The organism is Methylobacterium sp. Leaf85 (assembly GCF_001422125.1).
In the GTDB taxonomy this organism is placed as follows: domain Bacteria; phylum Pseudomonadota; class Alphaproteobacteria; order Rhizobiales; family Beijerinckiaceae; genus Methylobacterium; species Methylobacterium bullatum.
The window spans coordinates 46,957-67,604 of the sequence record NZ_LMME01000033.1 but is presented as its reverse complement, the minus strand read 5'-3'; the positions used below and the strand labels follow the sequence as shown (position 1 = coordinate 67,604).

General features: G+C 69.7%; 16 protein-coding genes. 5 read left to right on the top strand and 11 right to left on the bottom strand.

From position 1 onward, the window contains the following. Window positions 1-159: 159 nt before the first annotated feature. Window positions 160-825, bottom strand: a complete 666-nt coding sequence (locus tag ASF08_RS19970) for a methionine ABC transporter permease (protein ID WP_026175832.1) — start codon at window positions 823-825, stop codon at window positions 160-162. Further along, window positions 815-1,939 (bottom strand): methionine ABC transporter ATP-binding protein, encoded by a 1,125-nt coding sequence (locus ASF08_RS19965; RefSeq protein WP_056148972.1) that lies wholly within the window; start codon window positions 1,937-1,939, stop codon window positions 815-817. Before ASF08_RS19965 ends, ASF08_RS19970 begins: the two co-directional genes overlap by 11 nt. 482 nt (window positions 1,940-2,421) lie before the next feature. Between ASF08_RS19965 and soxC the strand changes: the two genes are divergently transcribed. Further along, window positions 2,422-3,675: a sulfite dehydrogenase gene (gene soxC, locus ASF08_RS19960; RefSeq protein ID WP_056148970.1), complete on the top strand. Its 1,254-nt coding sequence runs from the start codon at window positions 2,422-2,424 to the stop codon at window positions 3,673-3,675. Next, entirely contained in the window at window positions 3,665-4,252 is a 588-nt protein-coding gene (locus ASF08_RS19955; RefSeq protein WP_056148967.1) for a c-type cytochrome, read from the top strand. The genes soxC and ASF08_RS19955 overlap by 11 nt, the downstream gene beginning before the upstream one ends. Here the strand turns inward: ASF08_RS19955 and ASF08_RS19950 are convergent. From ASF08_RS19950 to ASF08_RS19940, 3 genes are all read right to left on the bottom strand, one after another. Beyond that, entirely contained in the window at window positions 4,216-5,034 is an 819-nt protein-coding gene (locus ASF08_RS19950; protein ID WP_082473290.1) for a MetQ/NlpA family ABC transporter substrate-binding protein, read from the bottom strand. The two genes, ASF08_RS19955 and ASF08_RS19950, sit on opposite strands and share 37 nt — an antisense overlap. Window positions 5,035-5,152: 118 nt before the next feature. Next, window positions 5,153-5,953, bottom strand: a complete 801-nt coding sequence (locus ASF08_RS19945; protein WP_056148965.1) for a MetQ/NlpA family ABC transporter substrate-binding protein — start codon at window positions 5,951-5,953, stop codon at window positions 5,153-5,155. A 41-nt stretch (window positions 5,954-5,994) separates the two neighbouring features. Then, window positions 5,995-7,392: an LLM class flavin-dependent oxidoreductase gene (locus tag ASF08_RS19940; RefSeq protein ID WP_056148963.1), complete on the bottom strand. Its 1,398-nt coding sequence runs from the start codon at window positions 7,390-7,392 to the stop codon at window positions 5,995-5,997. Between the two features lie 324 nt (window positions 7,393-7,716). Here ASF08_RS19940 and ASF08_RS19935 point away from each other — a divergent pair, with 324 nt between their 5' ends. Both ASF08_RS19935 and ASF08_RS19930 read left to right on the top strand, forming a co-directional pair. Next, the gene (locus ASF08_RS19935) at window positions 7,717-8,934 is read left to right on the top strand and encodes an acyl-CoA dehydrogenase family protein (protein WP_056148960.1); all 1,218 of its coding nucleotides are present in this window, start codon (window positions 7,717-7,719) and stop codon (window positions 8,932-8,934) included. 51 nt (window positions 8,935-8,985) lie between these two features. Further along, complete coding sequence (locus tag ASF08_RS19930) at window positions 8,986-10,338, top strand: LLM class flavin-dependent oxidoreductase (RefSeq protein WP_056148958.1); 1,353 nt, start codon at window positions 8,986-8,988, stop codon at window positions 10,336-10,338. A 47-nt stretch (window positions 10,339-10,385) separates the two neighbouring features. Here the strand turns inward: ASF08_RS19930 and ASF08_RS19925 are convergent, their stop codons facing one another. The 5 genes from ASF08_RS19925 to ASF08_RS19905 form a co-directional block, all read right to left on the bottom strand. Beyond that, on the bottom strand, window positions 10,386-13,697 hold the full coding sequence (locus ASF08_RS19925; protein ID WP_056148957.1) for a DEAD/DEAH box helicase: 3,312 nt from the start codon (window positions 13,695-13,697) through the stop codon (window positions 10,386-10,388). Window positions 13,698-14,029: 332 nt separating this feature from the next. Then, the gene (locus ASF08_RS19920; protein ID WP_056148951.1) at window positions 14,030-14,824 is read right to left on the bottom strand and encodes an ABC transporter ATP-binding protein; all 795 of its coding nucleotides are present in this window, start codon (window positions 14,822-14,824) and stop codon (window positions 14,030-14,032) included. Further along, on the bottom strand, window positions 14,818-15,861 hold the full coding sequence (locus ASF08_RS19915; protein WP_156629664.1) for an ABC transporter permease: 1,044 nt from the start codon (window positions 15,859-15,861) through the stop codon (window positions 14,818-14,820). The genes ASF08_RS19920 and ASF08_RS19915 overlap by 7 nt, the downstream gene beginning before the upstream one ends. A gap of 9 nt (window positions 15,862-15,870) precedes the next feature. Further along, window positions 15,871-16,944 carry an ABC transporter substrate-binding protein gene (locus ASF08_RS19910; RefSeq protein ID WP_056148949.1) on the bottom strand — a complete coding sequence of 358 codons (1,074 nt, stop codon included), beginning with the start codon at window positions 16,942-16,944 and terminating at the stop codon, window positions 15,871-15,873. Window positions 16,945-17,013: 69 nt separating this feature from the next. Further along, complete coding sequence (locus ASF08_RS19905) at window positions 17,014-17,292, bottom strand: hypothetical protein (protein ID WP_056149226.1); 279 nt, start codon at window positions 17,290-17,292, stop codon at window positions 17,014-17,016. Between ASF08_RS19905 and ASF08_RS26055 the strand changes: the two genes are divergently transcribed. Beyond that, complete coding sequence (locus ASF08_RS26055) at window positions 17,291-17,425, top strand: hypothetical protein (RefSeq protein ID WP_274534506.1); 135 nt, start codon at window positions 17,291-17,293, stop codon at window positions 17,423-17,425. The two genes, ASF08_RS19905 and ASF08_RS26055, sit on opposite strands and share 2 nt — an antisense overlap. Before the next feature lie 130 nt (window positions 17,426-17,555). On the opposite strand, the gene ASF08_RS19900 is transcribed toward ASF08_RS26055, so the two are convergent. Next, entirely contained in the window at window positions 17,556-20,648 is a 3,093-nt protein-coding gene (locus ASF08_RS19900; RefSeq protein ID WP_056148947.1) for an efflux RND transporter permease subunit, read from the bottom strand.

Here is a 20,648-nt window from a genome sequence, read left to right as displayed (position 1 = left end):
TCGTTATCGAGCATGACGCAACAATGCGAAGAATATTTCCGGCCGAGCGATGATAGGCCGGAGACCGTCGATTTATGTCATCACGCCCGTCGTTCGTTATATGGGACATTCCGGGCGGGTTATCCGGTGCGTGCCCCGACGAAACCTGCCGGAGCGGGATCACGCCCGGCGGATGCGCCGGTTGAGCCGGCCGGCCAGACGCTCGCCGATGGTCTGGACCGCCTGGACCAGCACGATCAGCACGACGACCACGGCCAGCATCATCTCGGGGCGGAAGCGCTGGTAGCCGTAGCGGATGCCGAGATCGCCCAGCCCCCCGCCGCCGACGGCGCCGACCATGGCCGAATAGCCGAGCAGCGACACCACCGCGAGGGTCAGGCCGAGGAGGATGCCGGGCAGCGCCTCCGGGATCAGCACCTTGCGGATGATGGTGAGCGGGCCGGCCCCGAAGGCGCGCGCCGCCTCCACCAGCCCGGCATCGACCTCGCGGATCGCCGCCTCCACCAGGCGGGCGATGAAGGGCGTCGCCGCCACCGTCAGCGGCACCGTGGCAGCCCACATCCCGATGGAAGTGCCGGCGATGAGCCGGGTGAAGGGGATGATGGCCACGACCAGGATGATGAAGGGCGTCGAGCGGGTGGCGTTGACGACGAGGCCCAGCACGCCATTGAGCCAGGGCGCGGCGAGCAATTCCCCGCGCCGGCTGGTCGCCAGGAAGACGCCCAGCGGAAGGCCGAACAGCGTGCCGAGAACGGCCGCCACGGCCACCATGGACAGGGTGTCGCCGGTGGCCTGCAGCAACAGGCGGATCATTTCAGGCGACACGGCGAGCCTCCACGCTATGGGCCGGCAGGTAGCCGAGGAGATCGGAGACGAGGCCGTGAGCGTCGAGGAAGGCGCGTGCCCGGCCGACCACGTCCGGCCCCGCGGGCAGCCCCACCGTCAGCGAGCCGAAGGGCTGGCCGGCGATCTCGTCGACGGTGCCGGACAGGATGTTGGCCTCGATGCCGGTCTCGCGCGCGAGCCGCGCGACGATCGGGTCGTTGGCGTGAGGCCCGCGGAAGGCGATCCGCAGGACCGCCCTGCCGCCCGCGATCGGTCGGGTCTCGATCCCGGCGCGGAGTGCCGCCGGCAGAGTCAGCCCCATCTCCCCGGCGAGGAGGGTGCGCGTCATCTCCGCCTGGGGCCGGGTGAAGACCTCGAACACGTCGCCCTGTTCGACGATACGGCCCGCCTCCAGCACGGCGACGCGGTCCGCCACGGCGCGGATCACCGACATCTCATGGGTGATGAGCACGATGGTGAGGCCGAGGTCGCGGTTGATGCGGCGCAGGAGCGCCAGGATCGACCGCGTGGTCTCCGGGTCGAGGGCGGAGGTGGCCTCGTCGGAGAGGAGGACGCTCGGCCCCGTGGCCAGCGCGCGGGCGATGCCGACACGCTGCTTCTGGCCGCCCGAGAGTTCGGCGGGATAGCGGTCGCGCTGCTCCTCCAACCCGGTCAAGGCCAGCAATTCCTCGACGCGGGCGCGGATCGCGGCCTTGCCCCGGCCCTCGATCTCCAGGGGCAGGGCGATGTTGCCGAAGGCGGTGCGGGACGAGAGCAGGTTGAAATGCTGGAAGATCATGCCGATGCCGCGGCGCACGTGGCGCAGCGCGCGCTCGTCGAGGGACGAGACCTCCGCATCCCCGACACGGACACGACCGGCGCTCGGGCGTTCCAGCCCGTTGATGAGCCGGATCAGGCTCGATTTCCCCGCGCCCGAGCGGCCGATCACCCCCAGCACCGAACCGGCCGTCACCGACAGGTCGATCCCGCTCAGCGCCGAGACGCCGGCGCCGTCGCGGGTGGAGTAGGTCTTCGCCACCTGCTCGAAACGGATCAGCGCATCCGGCGGCGGCGGGACGGCATCGCCGCCGCGGTCGATCTGAATTCCAGGCACTCGCCAAACCTCATGCGCCCGGCACGCGCGGGCGCAGGGCGGTGGAACGGAACGATGAACATCTATCCTGCGATTCTATGACCTATACTTGGCGCATTCAACGAAATCGGCTGTCGAATTCTTCGCCCTTCAAGCAAGATCGATCCCCACAGCCCTACCGCGAGAGAACGATCCTCCAAGTTGCCCAACATTCAAGTCGCCCGGCATTCGGGACGGGCCGCATGCGCGGCGTCGGGCAGGGCAATCCCGGCATCGCCCAAGCGGCCTTACGCGATCCGAAAAATCGTCCCTCGGCGTCCCGGTTCGAGAGAAGATGTGTTCGCGTCCCCGCAAGAATTGAAAAATCCATGCCGTTGATTGCGAAGGCCGGATACGGTCCAATGACAATCATCGAAAGAGACGCAGCCACGCTCTTCTTTCGCCATCGCCCCCGACATCTCGCTTCGCGTTCTCCTCCGAACGCCCATCCGGACCCCGTTGTCATGCCGTCTGACACATCGCGCGCACCGCGCCGGTCTTCGAGCCGGCGCGGCTTCCTTCGGCTGGCCGGCGGCGCGGCGGGCGGGATCGCCAGCGCCGCCCACGCCCTGGAGACGGGCGATCCCCTCGCCGTCCCCGAATGGAGCCGTACGCCCGGAGCGCCGTCCGCATCGCCGCCCTATGGCCGGCCCTCGCCCTACGAGAACCTAGGCCGGAAATCGCGGACGCCGCCGGCCTTTCCCGGCGCCTCCTCCACCGGCACGCCGCTCCAGCACCTGCACGGCATCATCACGCCCAACGGGCTGCATTTCGAGCGCCACCATGCCGGGGTGCCGGCCATCGACCCGGACCGCCACCGGCTGGCGATCCACGGCCTCGTGGAACGGCCCCTCATCCTCACCATGGACGATCTCGTGCGGATGCCGTCGGTCTCGCGCATCCATTTCCTCGAATGCTCGGGCAACACGCCGTGGCTCGGGGCCAAACCGGGCTGGACCCTCCAGGAAAGCCACGGTCTCCTTTCCTGCGCCGAATGGACCGGCGTGGAGTTGAGCACCCTCCTCGACGAGGTCGGAGTGAAGCCCGGCGCCGCCTGGATCCTGGCGGAGGGCGCGGACGCGGCCGGGATGAGCCGGAGCATTCCCCTCGACCTCGCGCGGGACGGCGCGATCCTGGCCTATGCCCAGAACGGCGAGCGGCTCCGCCCGGAACAGGGCTACCCGCTGCGGCTGTTCGTGCCGGGGGTCGAGGGCAATCTCAGCATCAAGTGGCTGCGCCGGCTCAAGGTCGGGGACCAGCCGTTCCAGACCCGCGAGGAGACCTCGAAATACACCGACCTGATGCCGGACGGGTCGGCGCGCCAGTTCACCTTCGTGATGGAGGCCAAATCCGTCATCACCACGCCGTCCGGCGGCGAGCAACTGCGCGCGCCCGGCTTTCGCGAGATCCGCGGCCTCGCCTGGACGGGGCGCGGCCGCATCGCGGGCGTCGAGGTCTCCACCGACGGCGGCGCGCGCTGGCAGGCGGCCGTTCTGGAGGGTCCGATCCTGCCCAGATGCCTCACGCGGTTCCGGCTCCCCTGGCACTGGGAGGGCGGCCCGGCGCATCTCCTCAGCCGGGCCACCGACGAGACGGGCTACGTCCAGCCGCCGCGCGCGGCGCTGGTCTCGGTCCGGGGCACCCAATCCTTCTACCACAACAACGGAATCGCCGGCTGGCACGTCGCCGCCGAGGGAGGCGTGAGCCATGCGGTTTAGCGGCCTCGGCCTTCTCGCCTGCCTGACGGTGACGGGCGCCGCCCTGGCGGACCCGTCCGGACCCGTCTCCCTGTCCGGGATCGGCCGCCCCGCGACCCCGCAGATCCTGGCCTTCTGGGACATCGACGTGCGGGCCGACGGTCAGGGCCTGCCCGCCGGCCATGGCAGCGTGCGCCAGGGCGAGGCCCTGTTCGGGGCGCGCTGCGCCGCCTGCCATGGGGCGCAGGGGGAGGGTGCAGCGGCCGACAGGCTCGCGGGTGGCCAGGGCAGCCTCGCGACAAGCAAGCCGGTGCGGACGGTGGGAAGCTTCTGGCCCCATGCCACCACCCTGTTCGACTATATCCGCCGCGCCATGCCCTACGACGCGCCGCAATCCCTGAGCGCCGACGAGACCTACGCCCTCAGCGCCTATGTGCTGCATCTCAACGGCATCCTGCCGGAGGGGGCGGAACTCGATGCCGCCTCCCTGCCGAAGGTGCGGATGCCGAACCGGGACGGCTTCACCACGGACAGCCGCCCCGACGTGCCGGCGCGCTCCGGTCAGGCGCCTCTCACCGGGATCACCGCGCCGCGATAGCGCTCGCGGATGAAGCCCGCGACCTCCGCCGATTGCAGGAGGGAGGAGAGCGTCTGGATGCGCGCATCCTGGGCCAGGCCTTGCGTCGTCACCAGCACGTTGGCGTAGGGGTTGCCCTCCGCCCGCTCCAGGCCGAGGGAATCCTTGGCCGGGTCGAGGCCGGATTCGAGGGCGTAGTTGCCGTTGATGACCGCCAGGGCGACGTCGTCGAGGGAGCGCGGCAAGTGCGGCGGCGCCACCTCGACGAAGCTGAAGGATTTCGGATTCTCGGCGATGTCGCCGGCCGTGGCGAAGGTGCCGTCGCCGCCGGGCCTGAGACGGATGAGGCCGTTCTCCTGCAGCAGCTTCAGCCCCCGGCTGAAATTGGTGACGTTGTTGGACAGGGCGACGGTCGCCCCCTTCGGCAGGTCGGCGAGGCTGCGGACGCGGCGCGAATACAGCCCGAGGGGCTCCACATGCACGCTCGCGGTCACGGCGAAGCGGACACCGAGTTCGGCCTCCTCGCTGCGCAGATACGGCACGTGCTGGAAGAAATTGGCGTCGGCATCGCCATCGAGAACGAGGCGGTTCGGGCGGATGTCGCCGCTGATCTCGATGATCCGCAGGGGCAGGTCCGGAGCGAGCGTGTCCTGGACGTAGGTCAGGATCTCGGCATGCGGCACCGAGGAGGCGACCACCCTGAGGGGTGCCGCGGCCCGGGCCGTGGAGGCCGTGAGCAGGGCAAGGGTGCCGCCCAGCAGGGGAAGGGTGCCGCCCAGCAGGGCGCGACGGTTCAGGGGCATGGATGCTCTCTGTTCGGGAGTGCCGGGGCGAAAACCTTCGAGCCTGGCGCAGGCTCGTTCGGGCGGCCGGCTCGCGCTTGGACGAACGGGCGGCGGCGGTTCGAATCCGAAGACCGCGCTACCAGACCGGCTCGAGGAAACCCTTGTAGGTCCGCTCGATGTAGTCCCGCACCGGCGCCGAGCGGAAGCTGCGGATGAAGGCGGCCAGACGCGGATCGTCGCGATTGTCGGGCCGCGCGACGAAGCTCAGTGTGTAGCGCCGGTCCCCGGCCCCGTCGGTGATGAGGGAGGTCCTGGGGTCGCCGCCGGCGGCGATCAGGTAGGTGAAGCTGACCTGCGCCAGGGTCACGTCGTCCATCGCGCGCGGCAATTGCGCCGCTTCGAGCTCGATGATCCGCAGGTGCTTCGGATTGGCGACGATGTCGGCGACGGAGGCCTCGTCGCCGACCCCCGGCTTCAGGGTGAGCAGCTTGGCGGTCTCCAGCAGGCGCAAGCCCCGCGCCGCGTTGACGGGATCGTTGGCGATGGCGACCGAAGCGCCGTCGGGAACCGTGTCGAGGCTGGTCACCGTCTTCGAGAACAGGCCCACCGGCAGGACGATGGCGCCCTCCACGGCCACCAGCTTGTAGCCCCGCGAGCGGATGGCGCTCTGGAGGTAGGGCACGTGCTGGAACAGGTTGGCGTCGATATCGCCCGAGGCCACGGCCTCGTTGGGCGTCACCCAATCGGTGAACTCGACGATCTCGACATTCTGCCCCTGCTTGCGGGCGAGATCGGCGGCGAAGGCCAGGGTCTGCCCCACCGGTCCCGGCGTCGCGCCGATGCGCAGGGGTTTTTCCGCGAAGGCGGGGCCGGTCGCCAGAGCGAGGAAGACGGCCGCGACGCCGAGGAGGCTGCGGCGGGTAGGGAGCGGGGTCATCGTGGAAGCCTGTGATCGGGGAGAGGAAGAGGGGGGGCCGGTCAGGCGGCGGAGGCGCGGGCCTCGCCGCCGCCCCGGCGGAAGCGGGCGCCGGGATGGGTCGCCTTCAGGTGGGCGCCGCCCTCCGGAAACAGCTTTTCGCGGAGCGTGCCCTCGCGATACTGCGTCTTGAACGCGCCCCGGTCCTGCAACGCGGGCACGACGAGATCGACGAAGGCCTCGATCGTCTCGGGCGCGACGGCGCGGGTGAGGTTGAAGCCGTCGATATCGGCCTCGTCGGCCCAGGACAGCAGCGCGTCGGCGACGTCCGAGGGCGATCCGACGATGAAGGGAGCCCGTGCCCCGCGCGGGCCGAACTCGGCGAAATCGGCACGGGTGAAGGGGCGTTCGCCGGGCAGCGTCAGGTTCTCGAGCAACGACTGCATGGCGTTGGTCTTGACGTAGGCGAGCCCCTCATGGGCATCGAGCCCGGACAGGTCGATCCCGGTCCAGCCGGAGACGAGGGCGAGCTGGCCTTCCACGTCGAGATACCGCGCGTACTCGTCGCGCAGATCGAACGCCTCGGCGCGGGTGGGGGCGACGATCACGGTGGCCCCGAGGAACATCCGGATGTCGTAGGGATCGCGGCCCGCCTCCTTCGCCGCCTGCCGCGTGGCGCGCACGGCCTTGCCCGCGACGGCCTTGGTCTGGCCGTTGAGGAAGATGCTCTCGGCATGGCGGGCGGCGAAGAGACGTCCGCGCGACGAGGCGCCGGCCTGATAGAGCACGGGCGTCCGTTGCGGCGACGGCTCGCTGAGATGCTGCCCGTCGACCCGGTAGCTCGGCCCGTCATGGGTGACGCGGTGGACCCGGCCCGGCTGCGTGAACAGGCCGCCCGCCCGATCGCGCAGGGCCGCGCCGTCCTCCCAGCTTCCCTCCCAGAGCTTGTAGGCCGCCTCCAGGAAATCCTCGCCGGCATCGTAGCGCGCATCGTGTTCGCGGGCCTGGGGCAGGCCCATGCCGCGCGCGCCGCTCTCGAGATAGCCGGTGACCACGTTCCAGCCGATCCGACCGTTGGTGAGGTGGTCGAGGGTCGAGAGCCGGCGGGTGAAGGTATAAGGGTGTTCGTAAGTGAGGTTCGCCGTCACCCCGAAGCCGAGATGCGTCGTGGCATGGGCCATGGCCGGCACCAGCAGGAAGGGATCGAGGTTGGGCGCCTGCGCCGCCCGGGCGACGGCGGTGGCGGGCGAAGCACCGTAGACGTCGTAGACCCCGACCACGTCGGCGAGGAAGATCCCGTCGAACAGGCCGCGCTCGGCGGTGCGGGCCAGCGACACCCAGTACTCGAGGGTATTGTAGCGCGCCGCCGCGTCGCGCGGGTGCCGCCACAGCCCGGCCCAGGTATGGCCCGGCGCCCCCATCTCGAAGGCGTTCAGCCTCAATTCGCGGCGTGCGCTCATGGCAGATCCAGGCAATCCGGGGCGACGGTATCGTGCGATGGAGAAAGAGGCCTCGTTCACGCGATGCGGGAGGCCTTCCTGCGCATGAGCCTAGCCGGTGATCCTATCCGGTCAACGAGAATGATCTTTCAACGATCATCCCTTTCAAGCATACATCGTCTATTTTACGATTGATTAGAGCATAACATCGCTAAATCGCATATCCGACCCTAATTTATACTTGTCTGCCCTGACCGGATTGTCGATCAGGACGACCACGGGGCCGGGGGCCATCGAGCGCGAGCCCCTTCGGCGTGACGGCATCACAGGCACGGAATCGACGGAATGTCTCAGACAGAAGCGGGATGGGGCGCGGGACCGAGCGCGGACTACGAGGCGCTCGCGGCCGGTTTCCGGCCGGTCTTCGCGCGCATCCGCGCCACCGCCATCGCCCGCGATCTCGCGCACACGCTCCCCCATGACGAGATCGGCTGGCTGAGAGAGGCGGGCTTCACCACCCTGCGCCTCGCCCGCGAAGAGGGGGGCCACGGCGCGAGCCTGCCCGAATTGTTCAACCTGCTCATCGAGTTGTCCCAGGCCGACCCCAACGTCACCAACGCCCTGCGCGCGCATTTCGGGTTCACGGAGGACATGCTGTGCTCGTCCTCACCGGAATGGCGGGCGCGCTGGACCGCCCGGATCGGCGATCGCCAGACCGTCGGCAGCGGCGTGTCCGAGACCGGCGAGGCCAAGGTCGGGCAGTTCGACACGGTCCTGCGGCCCCACGGCGGGCAATGGCTGCTCAACGGCCGGAAATTCTACACCACCGGCTCGCTCTTCGCCGACTGGATCCACGTCTCGGCCCAGGACGAGGCGGGCGCGTCCCTGGTGGCGGCCGTGCCGGTGCGGGCGCCGGGTGTCGAAATCGTCGACGATTGGGACGGTTTCGGCCAGTCGCTCACCGCCAGCGGCACGGCGATCTTCACGGACGTCCTCATCGGGCCGGAGCTGATCAAGCCCGATCCGGAGCGTTTCCCCTACGCGATGGGGTTCTTCCAGCTCGTCCATCTGGCGACTTTGGCCGGCATCGGCCGTTCGGCCGCCATCGACGTGTCGCGGCTCGTGGCCGAGCGCAAGCGGGTCTACAGCCACGGCAACGGCAGCCGGGCCGGCGACGATCCCCAGATCCAACAAGTGGTCGGCCGCGTGCGCGGCGCGGCCTATGCGGCGGGCGCCATCGTCCTCAAGGCGGCGGAGGCCCTGCAGCGGACCTACGACGTTCACCGCAACGGAGAAGCGGCGGACCATGCGGCGGGCATCGCCGACATCGAGGTGAACCAGGCGGTGAGCGTGGTCACCAACCTCGTCCTCGACGCCACCACGACCCTGTTCGATGCGCTCGGCGCCTCGGCGGTGAAGAGCGGTCTCGGCCTCGACCGGCACTGGCGCAACGCCCGCACCATCGCCTCGCACAATCCCCGGATCTACCGCGACCGGGCGGTGGGCGATTTCGCCGTGAACGGTACCGCCGCGCCGCGCCAATACCGGGTCGGCTCGGCCTGAAGCGCCGCCTGCCAAGCAAGTCCAACGGAACGCGAGATCGAGGACAGACCCATGTCACGTCGCCGGGACACGATGCGCCTCGGTGCCTTCCTCTATCCGGGCGGGCACCACGTCGCGGCATGGCGGCATCCCTCGTCGCAGGCGGATGCGGGGATCGATCCCGCCCATTACCGGCGCCTCGCCAAAGTGGCAGAGGCGGCGAAGTTCGACCTGATCTTCCTCGCCGACGGAGTCAGCATCCGCGGCGACGACATCGACGCCCTGAGCCGCACGGCGATCCGTTACGTCGGACAGTTCGAGCCGCTGACCCTGCTCTCCCACCTCTCGGCGGTGACGGAGCGCATCGGCCTCGTGGCCACCGCCTCCACGACCTACAACGAACCGTTCCACGTGGCGCGCAAGTTCGCCTCCCTCGACCATCTCAGCGGAGGCCGGGCGGGCTGGAACCTCGTCACCTCGGCGGACCCGCGCGAGGCCTACAATTTCAGCCGCGACAGCCATCTCGCCCATGCGCGCCGCTACGCCCGCGCCGAGGAATTCGTGGACGTGGTCGCCGGGCTCTGGGACACGTTCGAGGACGATGCCTTCGTCCGCGACCGCGAGGAAGGGCGCTTCTTCGATCCGGCCAAGCTGCACGTGCTCGGCCATGAGGGCGAGCATTTCTCCGTGCGCGGCCCGCTCAACGTGCCCCGTCCGCCGCAGGGCCATCCGGTCGTCGTGCAGGCGGGCTCCTCGGAGGCCGGCAAGGCCCTGGCGGCCCGAACCGCCGAGGTGATCTTCACCGCCCAGGCGACCCTGGAGGAAGCGACCGCCTTCTACGCCGACGTGAAGGGCCGGCTCGGCCGGCACGGCCGCGAGCCCGACGCACTCAAGATCCTTCCGGGCGCCTTCCCGGTGGTCGGCCGCACGCAGGCCGAGGCCGAGGACAAGTACGGCGCGTTGCAGGAGCTGATCCATCCCGTCGTCGGCCGCTCGCTCCTGGAACAGCTCGCAGGGCTCGACCTCTCCGGACATCCCGACGACGCGCCCGTTCCGGAGGCCAGCGGGACGGAGGGCGGCAAGAGCCGGCAGGACCTCCTCGTCACCATCGCCCGGCGCGAAGGCCTGACCATCCGCGAGCTCTACCTGCGCATCGCCGGAGCGCGCGGCCACTGGACCCTGATCGGAACACCCGCCCGGATCGCCGACGCCCTTCAGGAGCGGTTCGAAGCTTATGGCGCCGACGGGTTCAACATCATGCCCCCGACGCTCCCCGGCGGGCTCGACGATTTCGCCACCCTGGTGATCCCCGAATTGCAGCGGCGAGGCCTGTTCCGCACGGAATACGAGGGCACCACCCTGCGCGAGAATCTCGGCCTCCAGCGCCCCCGTCACCGCCGCCACGCAGCCTCGCGGGCGCCGTAGCCCCATCTCCGCCGGCGCCGCCCGGTGAAGACCCGAGCGGGGCGATCTCACCCCGCCGGGCGCCGCGTGCTGGCCTCCCGCAGGCGTTCGAGGAACCGGGCGGCGAGGCGACCGCGCTCGACCGCATCGTCACAGCCGGCGCGCAGCAGCACGCGGCGGTCGCGGCGCTCGATATGCGCGTTGACCGGCAGCAGGATCGGAGGGGCATTGGCACGGAAATCCGCCGCCAGCCCCTGCGGGCCGCCGCTCAACCGCGCGATCCCGAGTTCGAGGCAGCCGACCCGGAGGCGGGCCAGGGTGACGAGGGCCTCGAACGCCTCCGGCGGCGGACCGAACCGGTCGGCCACCTCGTGGCGGAGGGCCTCGACCTCGTCCGGGGTCGTGAGGCGCAGGAGGCGGGTGTAGAGGCTCAGGCGCACGTCCGGCTCCGGTACGTAATCGGCCGGCACGCCGCCGGAGAGACCGATCCGGATCTCGGGCATCCAATCCTCGGCGGCTTCCCCCTTCGCGGCCCGCAGGGCGAGATGCAGGAGGTGCTGATAGAGGCCGAGCCCGATCAGCTTGACGTGGCCCGCCTGGTTCTCGCCCACGAGGTCGCCGGCTCCGCGCAGATCGAGGTCGCGGGCGCTGATGGCGAAGCCCGCACCGAGCCGGTCGAGGGCCTCCAGGGTGCGCAGGCGCTTCTCCGTGGCCGGGCTCAGCGGCTTCTCCGGCTGGTGGAGCAGGTGGACGACGCCCCGGCGCTGGCCGCGACCGACCCGGCCCCGCAGCTGGTGCAGCTGCGACAGGCCGAAACGCTCCGCGTCCCAGACCAGCATCGTGTTGGCGCGGGGCACGTCGAGGCCGCTCTCGATGATGCTGGTGGCCAGCAGCACGTCGCCCTCGCCATCGGCGAAGCGCACCATAACATCGTCCATGTCCGCTGCCTTGAGCTCGCCATGGGCGATCATCGTGCGCAGGTCGGGGACGAGCTTGGCGAGACGCTCCGCCATGGGGCCGATATCCTCGATCCGCGGGCACACGACGAAGCTCTGTCCGCCCCGGCGATGCTCGCGCAGGAGCGCGTCCCGCAGGCCATCGGCGTCGAACGGCGAGATCACCGTGCGGATGGGCTGGCGCACCGCCGGCGGCGTGGCGATGACGCTCAGGGATTGCAGTCCGACGAGGGCGGATTGCAGGGTGCGGGGGATCGGCGTCGCCGTGAGCGTGAGGACGTGGCCGTCTCCCGCCGTCTTGCGCAGGGCCTCCTTCATCTTGGCCCCGAAGCGCTGCTCCTCGTCGATCACCACGAGGCCGAGATCGGAGAAGGCGACGCCCTTGGCGGTGAGGCAATGGGTGCCGATGACGAGACGGATGCTGCCGTCGGCGAGCCCCGCCTTCACGCGCTTCGCCTCGGCCGGCGAGACGAGGCGGGAGAGATGGGCGACCTCGATGCCGAACCGGGCGAAGCGCCGGGTGAAGGTCTGCACATGCTGCCGGGCCAGAACGGTGGTGGGCGCCACCACCGCCACCTGGCGACCGGCGAAGATCGCAGCGGCGGCGGCGCGCAGGGCCACTTCGGTCTTCCCGAAGCCGACATCGCCGCAGACGAGCCGGTCCATCGGCCGCCCCGAGGCGAGGTCGCCCAGGACCCCGTTCACCGCCCTCGCCTGATCGGCGGTGAGGTTGAACCCGAACCCGGCGGCAAAGCGCTCCATCTCCCGCAGCGGGGGCGACAGGACCGGCGCCTCGACCGCCCGACGCGCCTCGGCGGCGGCGAGCATCATGCGGGCGGCTTTTGCCATGCACGCTTCGGCTTCGAGGCGCCGACGGCCCCAGGACCCGCCCTCGAGCTTGTCGAGGGTCACCGCCTCGGCCTCCGAGCCGTAGCGCCAGATCCGGTCGGCCTGGGAGACCGGAACCATCAGGATCGCGTTCCCGGCAAAGCGCAGCCGGAGAGCGTCCTCACCGCCATCCTCTCCGGTGACGACGCGCTCCAGCCCCTCGAAGACGCAGAGACCGTTGTCGCGATCCACCGCCACGTCGCCGACGCGCAGCTCCACCTCGCCGATGGGAAGGCTCGCGACGGGCTCGCCCTCCGCGACGGCGGCCCGGCTCCCGAACAGGTCGGCGGCGGCGATGACACAGACACCCTGTCCCGGCACCCTGAACCCCGCCTCGATGGGCGCGGCCAGCGCCAGGATCGCACCGGACCTGGCGCGGGCCACATCCATCCAGCTCGCGACGCGCCGGGCCTTACGCCCCATCACCCGCTCGGCGACGCGGATCAGGCGACCGAGGGGCTCCTCTGGGCCTGTCAGCAGGATGCGGTCGCCCGCCTCCAGGTGCCGGCGCAGGGTCTCGGCCAGGGCCGCGTTGGGACGGGCCTTCCGCACGAAGGCGGGAATCGCCAGATCTTCGGATTCCTCCGCCGAGGCCGTAGCGACGCGGCGCGCCTCCTGAAGCGAGGCCCAGCTCCGGGGATCGAGGTAGAGCTCGTCCAAGTCGCCGTTACGACTGCCGCCGTTACGACTGCCGGTGTCCTGCCCCTCGGCGATCTGTTCGAAGAAGGCGGCGGCGCGCTCCTCGGCGCCGGTCTCCACCACGAGGCGGGCATCGGGGACGTAGTCGAGCACCGTCGTCAGGGCGGGGTAGAAGCGGGAAAGCTGGTGCTCCTGGCCGGTGAAGGGCCGCAGCCCGGTCTCGGATCCCTCGGGCAGGAGGATTTCCGTGGCCGGGTCGACGACCAGGCGCTCGGCCTCCGCCAGGGAGCGCTGGGACACCGGATCGTAGGACCGGATGGCGGTGACACGGCCGCCCTCGTGCTCGATCCGGCAGGGGCGCGGTGCGGCGGCGGGGAACACGTCCACCGTTCGGCCCCAGATCGCGACTTCGCCGGGCTCGTCGACCCGGTCGTCGAGGATGTAGCCGAGGCGCTGCAACGTCGCGGTGATCGCGTGAGGATCGAAATCATCGCCGACCCGGATCTCGAGATGGGCGTCCGCCCAGGTCTCGGGCGGCGGAACACGCTGGATCAGGGCAGGGGCGGTCGTCAGGACGATGTCGGGGAGGGCGGCGGCGTCCGTGAGCCAGCGCAACACGCCCGTGCGCTGCCCCATGACGCCGCGCGACGGCGAGGTCCGGTCGAAAGGCAGGCAATCCCATTCCGGGTAGATCGCGACACTGCGATCCGGGGCCAGGGCGCGCAGGATCGCCGCGATGGCCTCCTGCCGGTGCGTCTCGCGCACCATGTGGATCAGAGGCTTGTTCCGAGTCACGAGGTCGAGGAGCGCCACCGCCAGGGCGCCGGTGGGAACGAGGGGAGCGACGACCTCTTCGGAGGCGCTGTCGGGAGACGTCCTAGTCCGGCGTTTTGCCATCGGGGAGTGCGCTGCCCATCACTAGTGTCGGGAGTCGGCAAACGTGGGCCGACGCGACTCTGCTCCGTCGAATCCCGGCCTGTCCCCAGTTTGTCGCAGACCGTACCGAGCGCGGGACGATGGGGTGGACGAGGGCGTCCTCCATGGCCGGGCGGGGCAATCCTCCCCGTTCTCGACCTATGGCTCACACAACCCTCCGCCCGCGTGAATCCCGGCCGGTTTCGAGCGCGAAACAGGGTGAATCCGGCGGATCGCCCGCTTTGGAGTAAAGCCCGCCGCATGGCGCATGAAGCCCCCCTCCGATGGCGGTCGTTTGCCCCCTCGGATGGCGGTCACTTCTGCCCGAGGATGCCGAGGATCTCGGTGCGCAGGCTCAGGAGCTTCGGGTCGTCGCGGCGGCGCGGATAGGGGGCATCCACCGCGATCTCGGTCCTGATCCGGGCCGGCCGGTCGCTCAGCACGATCACCCGCTGGGCGAGGATCAGCGCCTCCTCGACATCGTGGGTGACGAGGAGCGCCGTGAAACGGCTCTCCTGCCAGAGCCGGACGAGTTCGCCCTGCATGGCGAGGCGGGTGAGAGCGTCGAGCTTGCCCAGGGGCTCGTCGAGGAGGAGCAGGCGCGGGTCGTTGACGAGAGCCCGGGCGAGCGCCGTGCGCTGGGCCATGCCGCCGGAGAGCTGGTGGGGATAAGCCTCAGCAAAGTCGGATAGCCCGACGAGGTCCAGCGCCTCGTCGATGCGGTGCCGATGACGGCGCAGCAACCCGCGCGCCTCCAGGCCCAGGGAGACATTCCCCCGCACCGTGCGCCAGGGATAGAGCGTCGGGTCCTGGAACACGAGGAGCCGTTCCGGATCGGGTCCGGCGATCGTCTCCCCGTCGAGGGCGAGGGTACCGGATTCAGGAGGTTCGAGGCCGGCGGCGAGGCGCAGCAGCGTCGACTTCCCGCAGCCCGAAGGGCCGAGCAGGGCGACGAAGGAGCCCGGCGCGATGGTGAGATCGATGTCATCGAGGACGGGCAGGCGCGTGCCGCCGATGTCGAAGGCGTGGGAGACGCGCCTGACGATGAGGGCTCCGCCCCGGTCGATCGCGGAGGCGCCGTTCGGCGCTTCGAGGGTGGCCGCTACCATTGGACGAGCCCCTTCTGCCAGGACAAGACACGGTCGCGCAGGCGGAACAGCAGGGTGATGAGGGTCGAGCACATCAGCGCCATGGCGATGAGGGCGGCATACATGTTGGCATAGGCCGCCCACCCTTGTGCCCATTGCAGGTACCAGCCGAGGCCGGATTTCACGCCCAGCATCTCGGCGACGACGAGGACCGCGAAGGAAGCGCCGAGGCCCATGAAGAGGCCGACGAAGACGTGGGGCAGGGCGGCCGGGATCGCGACCTTGCGGATGAGGAAGCTCTGCGAGGCGCCGAGAGTGCGGGCGACGTCGTAGTAGGACTTGTTGGCGGCCGCGATTCCCGACCAGGTCAGCACCGTCACCGGAAAACCCGTCGCCAGAGCCACGAGGAAGGTGCTCGCCGACCAAGATGAAGGGAACACGAAGAAGGCCAGCGGCAGCCAGGCGGTGGCCGGCAGCGGCCCGACGAAGCGCAGGACCGGATGGACCCAGTACCCGGCCGCGCGCGACCAGCCCACCGCCACGCCGAGAACGAAGCCGACCGTGGCCCCGATCAGGTAGCCGCCCGACAGCAGGATCAGCGAATTGACGATGCTGCCGCCCAGCTTCGGCCAATCCTCGGCGAAGACTTCGAGGATCGCCTGGGGCGGCGGGAAGAACGGCATCGGCAGCCATTCGAGCTTGGCCGTCGCCAGCTCCCAGACGGTGAAGGCGAAGGCGAGGGCGACGATCCAAGGCCCCCAATGGCGCAGGCGGGCTCCCACCCGGCCGAGGACCGGGAGGAGAAGGCTCGCCAGGAGGAGGACGGCCCCGATCAGTCCGGCGCCATGGCCGAACGTGGCGGAATAGGGAAAGTCGCCGTTCTCCGGCAGAACGAGGGTCAGGCCCGCGAGGGCGAGCCAGAGGGAACCGGCGACAAGGCCGACCCACCACAGGGCAGCGAGACGGATCCGCCATGCTGAGCCGTTCGAGGACGTGTCCTCCGCATCGGTCGCCCGGCGGAAGCCGCCGCCGAACGCCCCCGTCAATGAACTCGACATGGATGCCCCTCAGCTCAGAACGTCGGCATAGACCCGGTCGGCGAACTTCGCCGTGTCGGTGGAGCGGCGGATCACGTTCACGCGCTTCAACTCGTCGCCGTAGAGGGCGATTTCCTGCTTGAGGGTGACACCCACCGGCCGGTGATCGTGGGTATGGCTGCGCAGCATCGCCGCCAGATCCTCCACAGAGCCCTTGCCTCCGTAATTCGAGAAGATACCGGCGGCGTCCTGCGGATCGGTGGCGACGCGGTGGCCGCCCTCCAGGATGGCGCGGGTGAGGGCGGTGGCCACCGCCCGGTCGTTGCGGATCAGGCTGCCGCGCAGGGCCACGACGCAGCAGGAACGCGTGGCGAAGGTGCCCGTCAGATTGGTGGCCACTTCCGTGAAGCGCGGGTCCTTGAGCCAGATGAAGGTACGCGGGTCGGCATCGGCCAGGGCCTGGGCCTCGCCCTTCTCCACGGCGAGGTTGAGGAGATCGGCCGGGTATTGCCGCCACTCCACCTCCCGGTCGGGATCGATGCCGGCATCGGACAGCAGCAGGGCGAAGAAGTTCTTGGCCGGGCTGGCATGGTCGCTGATGGCGATGGTCTTGCCCTTCAGGGAGGTGATGTCACTGATACCGGCGGATTTCGCGCCGAGCAGCCTCAGGCAGCCGCCATGCAGGCCAGCGGTGATCTTGACGTCGAAGCCTTGTTCGAGGGGCTTCAGCCAGCGCAGGGCCATGCCGATCCCGGCATCGGCCTTGCCGGTGGCGATGGCCTCCAGCAGGGCTTCTGTGGATCCGCCGAAATTGATGAACTCCACGTCGAGCCCGTGGGCGGCGAAGATCCCCCGCTCCTTGGCGACCGGGGCGGCGGCCGTGCAGACGGCATTGGCGTTCCAGGCAAGCTTGATGGGCCGGAGCGGGCCGCTCCACGCCTCGGTGGCCGCCGCCGGCGCGCAGAGGGGACCGGGATCGAAGGGCGCGGCGGGGCCGGGAACCCAGGCACGCCCCGCCGTCGCGGTGAGGCCGAGGGGAAGGGCGGCCGCGACGGTCGCGCCCGCTCTCAGCAGGCGGCGACGGGACAGCAGGTCTTCGGTCATGGTCGTCTCCAGGGCCGCGAGCGGCCCGCCTTCATGGATCGATGGAATGTCGAGGAGGCTGGCGGCGGGTCAGGCCGGGGCGTAGCTGAGATAGGCGACCATCATCTCGGCCACCGCCCGGTGGGCGTAGTCGGAGACGCTCTCTCCGCCATCGACCGGGAAAGCCTCGACGACGCGGCGGCCGCCCAGCACTTCGGACAGCTCCTCGGGCATCAGCCCGTTCTCGATGGCAGCCGCCACCGCCGCCCTGCCATAGGCGCGGCGAAAGTGCCTCGGCGCGATGCCGCCACCGAAAGCAAATGCGGGACCGGACCCAACCGCCTCAAATCGTGTGTCGTGATAACCCATGACCATCAACCTCATTCGCCAGAATCGTCCCATGATGAGCACCGCCGAGATCGGCGAGACACGCATTGCGGCAACGGTTGTGTTTGAGGTTGAGGCTCTTCATTTCGCCCTCGCATCGGCAACGGGCCGATAGACGTGTCGACAAGCCGGACTATAGGCGGGGGCGCGCGAAATGTGCTTCCAAATGTCCCGTAATCGGCAGGCCGGAGATCTCGCCCGACGGATGGTTCGGGAAAGTTCCTGATCCCGGCCTCGCCGCCGCGTCAGCGGGCAGCGCTCGGGGCGGGGTCGGGTACCGCCTCGTCGCGGGCGCCGACGAAGCGGCCGAACAGGCGCCCGATGAGCGCGCCGAGGCTGTCCATCAGCAGGAACACGGCCGGCACGAAGACCAGGGACAGCAGGGTCGAGACGATGAGACCGGAGATCACCGCCACCGCCATCGGCGCGCGGAACTCGCCACCGACACCGAGCGCCAACGCCGAAGGCACCATACCGGCGGCCATGGCGATGGTGGTCATCACGATGGGGCGCGCACGCTTGCGCCCCGCATCGACGATGGCGGTGACACGATCGACGCCCCGCGCCATCTCCTCGACGGCGAAGTCCACGAGCATGATCGCGTTCTTCGTCACCAGCCCCATCAGCATCAAGATACCGATGACCACGGGCATCGAGATCGGCATGTTGAGGATGAGGAGGCCGAGGATCGCGCCCCCGATGGAGAGGGGCAAGGAGAACAGGATGGTGAGCGGTTGCAGGAAGTTGCCGAAGAGCAGCACCAGCACGGCGTAGACCATCATGATCCCGGCTCCCATGGCGAGGAGGAAGCCCGAGAAGACCTCGCCCATGATCTCGGCATCGCCGGTCTGGCGGATGGTGACGCCCGGCGGCAGCGACTTCGCGGTCGGCGTCTCCAGGGCCTGGGCGATGAGGGAGCCCAGGGCGTCCGACCCCTCCATGTTGGCCTCCACCGCCACGCGGATCACGCGGTCGTAGCGCTCGATGGCGCCGGGGCCCTGGTCGAGTTCGATGTCGGCCACGGCGGAGAGGGGCACCGCGGTGCCGTTCTTGGCCGGAACCTTGAGATTCTCAAGGCGCGAGACCGCGCCCCGCGCGCTCTCGGGCAATTGAACCCGAATCGGAATTTGGCGGTCGGCGGCGTTGAACTTGGCGAGATTCAAACCGATGTCGCCGATGGTGCCGACCCGCACCGTCTCGGCGATGGTGTCGGTGGAGACGCCGAGATCGGCGGCCGAGCCCTCCTTGGGGCGGATCCGAACCTCCGTGCGGTTGAGGGGAGCGGTGGACATCACCGAGACGAGGTGGGGTATCGCCGCCATGTCGCGCTGGAGCCGGGCGGCCACCTCGGCCACCACCTCGGCATCGGGGCCGCCGACCACCAAGGCGAGGTCGCGCTGGCCGGAATCGCGCAGGAACCAAGAGCGGATATCGGGCTCCTCGGCGATAAGGGCGGAAATGTCGGTCTCCACGGCCGCCTGCTTCTTCGCGCGGCCGTTCTTCGGGGTGAGGTTGACGATGAGGGTGGCGAGCCGCGTTTCCTTCTTGCCGCCGACCTGGCGTCCGCCATCGACGAAGACCGAGGTGACTTCCGGCAGGGAGCGGATGCGGGCGACGAGGCGGTCGGACACGGCGATCGTGTCGGGCAGCCGGGCGCCGGGGGCGAGTTCCACCATGAAGAGGGTTCGGGCGTTGTCCTGCTTCGGCACGAAGCCCGAGGGCAGCAACCCGGTGGAGGCCAGCGACGCGGCAAAAAGCGCGAGGCCGACGATCAGCGTGATCACCCGGTGGCGCACGGACCAGCCCACCAGCCGGCCATAGGCGCGCATCACCCATCCCTCACGCTCATCGTGGTGGCTGTGGTCGCGCAGGAAGTAGGCTGCGAGCATCGGCGTGATCAGCCGCGCCACCAGCAGCGACATGAACACCGAGACGGCAATAGTAAGCCCGAACTGCATGAAGTAGCGGCCGGCGATGCCGCCCATGAACGAGACCGGGGCGAACACCGCGATGAGCGTCGCGGTGATGGCGATGACGGCGAGCCCGATCTCGTCGGCGCCTTCGAGGGCGGCGCGATAGGCGGATTTCCCCATCCGCATGTGCCGAACGATGTTCTCGATCTCGACGATGGCGTCGTCCACCAGAATGCCGGTGACGAGGGTAATGGCCAGCAGGCTGATGCCGTTGAGGGTGAAACCCATCGCGTCCATGGCCCAGAAGGTCGGGAAGACCGAGAGCGGCAGAGCGACGGCGGCGATGAGGGTGGCGCGCCAGTCGCTCAGGAACAGGAACACCACGATGACGGCGAGCACGGCGCCCTCGATCAGCGTGTGCATGGCCGAATCGTAGCTGCCGATGGTGGCCGAGACCGAGGAATCGATCGTCTCGAATTCGAGGTCCGGATAGGTCCGGCGGAACTCCGCGATCCGCTTCTCGACGCCCGCCGCCACTTCGGCGTCGCTGGCGCCCGAGCCGCGCGACACCGCGAAGGCCACCACCGGCTCGCCGTTGAAGCGGGCGAAGGTGCGCGGCTCCTCGATGTCGTCCTGCACCAGGGCGAGATCGTCGAGACGCACCTTGCGGCCGCCGGCGAGGACGATGGAGGTCGCCTTGAGATCGCGCACGGTGCGGGAGGCGGCCAGCGTCCGGATCGACTGCTCGCGCCCGCCGACCTCGCCGCGCCCGCCCGCCATGTCCGCAGAGGTGAGTCGCAGCTGGCGGTTGACCTCCGCAGCGGTGATGCCGAGCGCCAGGAGACGGTCGGGCTGGAGCACAACTCGCATCTCGCGGGCGACGCCGCCCACGCGCTCGACGCCGCCGACGCCCTTCACCCCCTGGAGCGTGCGGGCGATCTTGTCCTCCACCAGCCAGGACAGCTCGGCGGGGGTCATGGCCAGCGCCTTCACCCCGTAGATCAGGATCGGCAGGCCCGCGATCTCCACGCGGCTGATTACCGGCTCGTCGATGGTACGGGGCAGGTTGATGCGGATCTTGGAGACCGCGTCCTTCACGTCGTTAACGGCGCGGTCGGTGTTCACCTCAAGGCGAAACTCGACCGTGGTCACGGACGAGCCCTCGGTGATGGCCGAGGTGATGTGCTTCACCCCGCGCACGCCGGCAATCGAATCCTCGACCCACTTCGTGACCTGGGTCTGCAACTCGGAGGGCGCCGCCCCCGACTGCGTGATCGCCACGGAAACGATGGGAACATCGATGTTGGGCATCCGCGTGACCGGCAGCCCCCGGAAGCTGTTAAGGCCGAGCACAATCAGGACGAGGAACAGGACCAGCGGGCCGATCGGCTTGCGGATCGCCCAGGCGGAGATGTTGAGGCGCAT

Excerpts from the sequence above, each read along its gene's own strand:
- soxC (WP_056148970.1), top strand. The coding sequence starts at position 2,422 with ATGCCGTCTGACACATCGCGCGCACCGCGCCGGTCTTCGAGCCGGCGC.
- ASF08_RS19955 (WP_056148967.1), top strand. The coding sequence starts at position 3,665 with ATGCGGTTTAGCGGCCTCGGCCTTCTCGCCTGCCTGACGGTGACGGGC.
- ASF08_RS19950 (WP_082473290.1), bottom strand. The coding sequence starts at position 5,034 with ATGCCCCTGAACCGTCGCGCCCTGCTGGGCGGCACCCTTCCCCTGCTG.
- ASF08_RS19945 (WP_056148965.1), bottom strand. The coding sequence starts at position 5,953 with ATGACCCCGCTCCCTACCCGCCGCAGCCTCCTCGGCGTCGCGGCCGTC.
- ASF08_RS19940 (WP_056148963.1), bottom strand. The coding sequence starts at position 7,392 with ATGAGCGCACGCCGCGAATTGAGGCTGAACGCCTTCGAGATGGGGGCG.
- ASF08_RS19935 (WP_056148960.1), top strand. The coding sequence starts at position 7,717 with ATGTCTCAGACAGAAGCGGGATGGGGCGCGGGACCGAGCGCGGACTAC.
- ASF08_RS19930 (WP_056148958.1), top strand. The coding sequence starts at position 8,986 with ATGTCACGTCGCCGGGACACGATGCGCCTCGGTGCCTTCCTCTATCCG.
- ASF08_RS19925 (WP_056148957.1), bottom strand. The coding sequence starts at position 13,697 with ATGGCAAAACGCCGGACTAGGACGTCTCCCGACAGCGCCTCCGAAGAG.
- ASF08_RS19920 (WP_056148951.1), bottom strand. The coding sequence starts at position 14,824 with ATGGTAGCGGCCACCCTCGAAGCGCCGAACGGCGCCTCCGCGATCGAC.
- ASF08_RS19915 (WP_156629664.1), bottom strand. The coding sequence starts at position 15,861 with ATGTCGAGTTCATTGACGGGGGCGTTCGGCGGCGGCTTCCGCCGGGCG.
- ASF08_RS19910 (WP_056148949.1), bottom strand. The coding sequence starts at position 16,944 with ATGACCGAAGACCTGCTGTCCCGTCGCCGCCTGCTGAGAGCGGGCGCG.
- ASF08_RS26055 (WP_274534506.1), top strand. The coding sequence starts at position 17,291 with ATGACCATCAACCTCATTCGCCAGAATCGTCCCATGATGAGCACCGCC.
- ASF08_RS19905 (WP_056149226.1), bottom strand. The coding sequence starts at position 17,292 with ATGGGTTATCACGACACACGATTTGAGGCGGTTGGGTCCGGTCCCGCA.
- ASF08_RS19900 (WP_056148947.1), bottom strand. The coding sequence starts at position 20,648 with ATGCGCCTCAACATCTCCGCCTGGGCGATCCGCAAGCCGATCGGCCCG.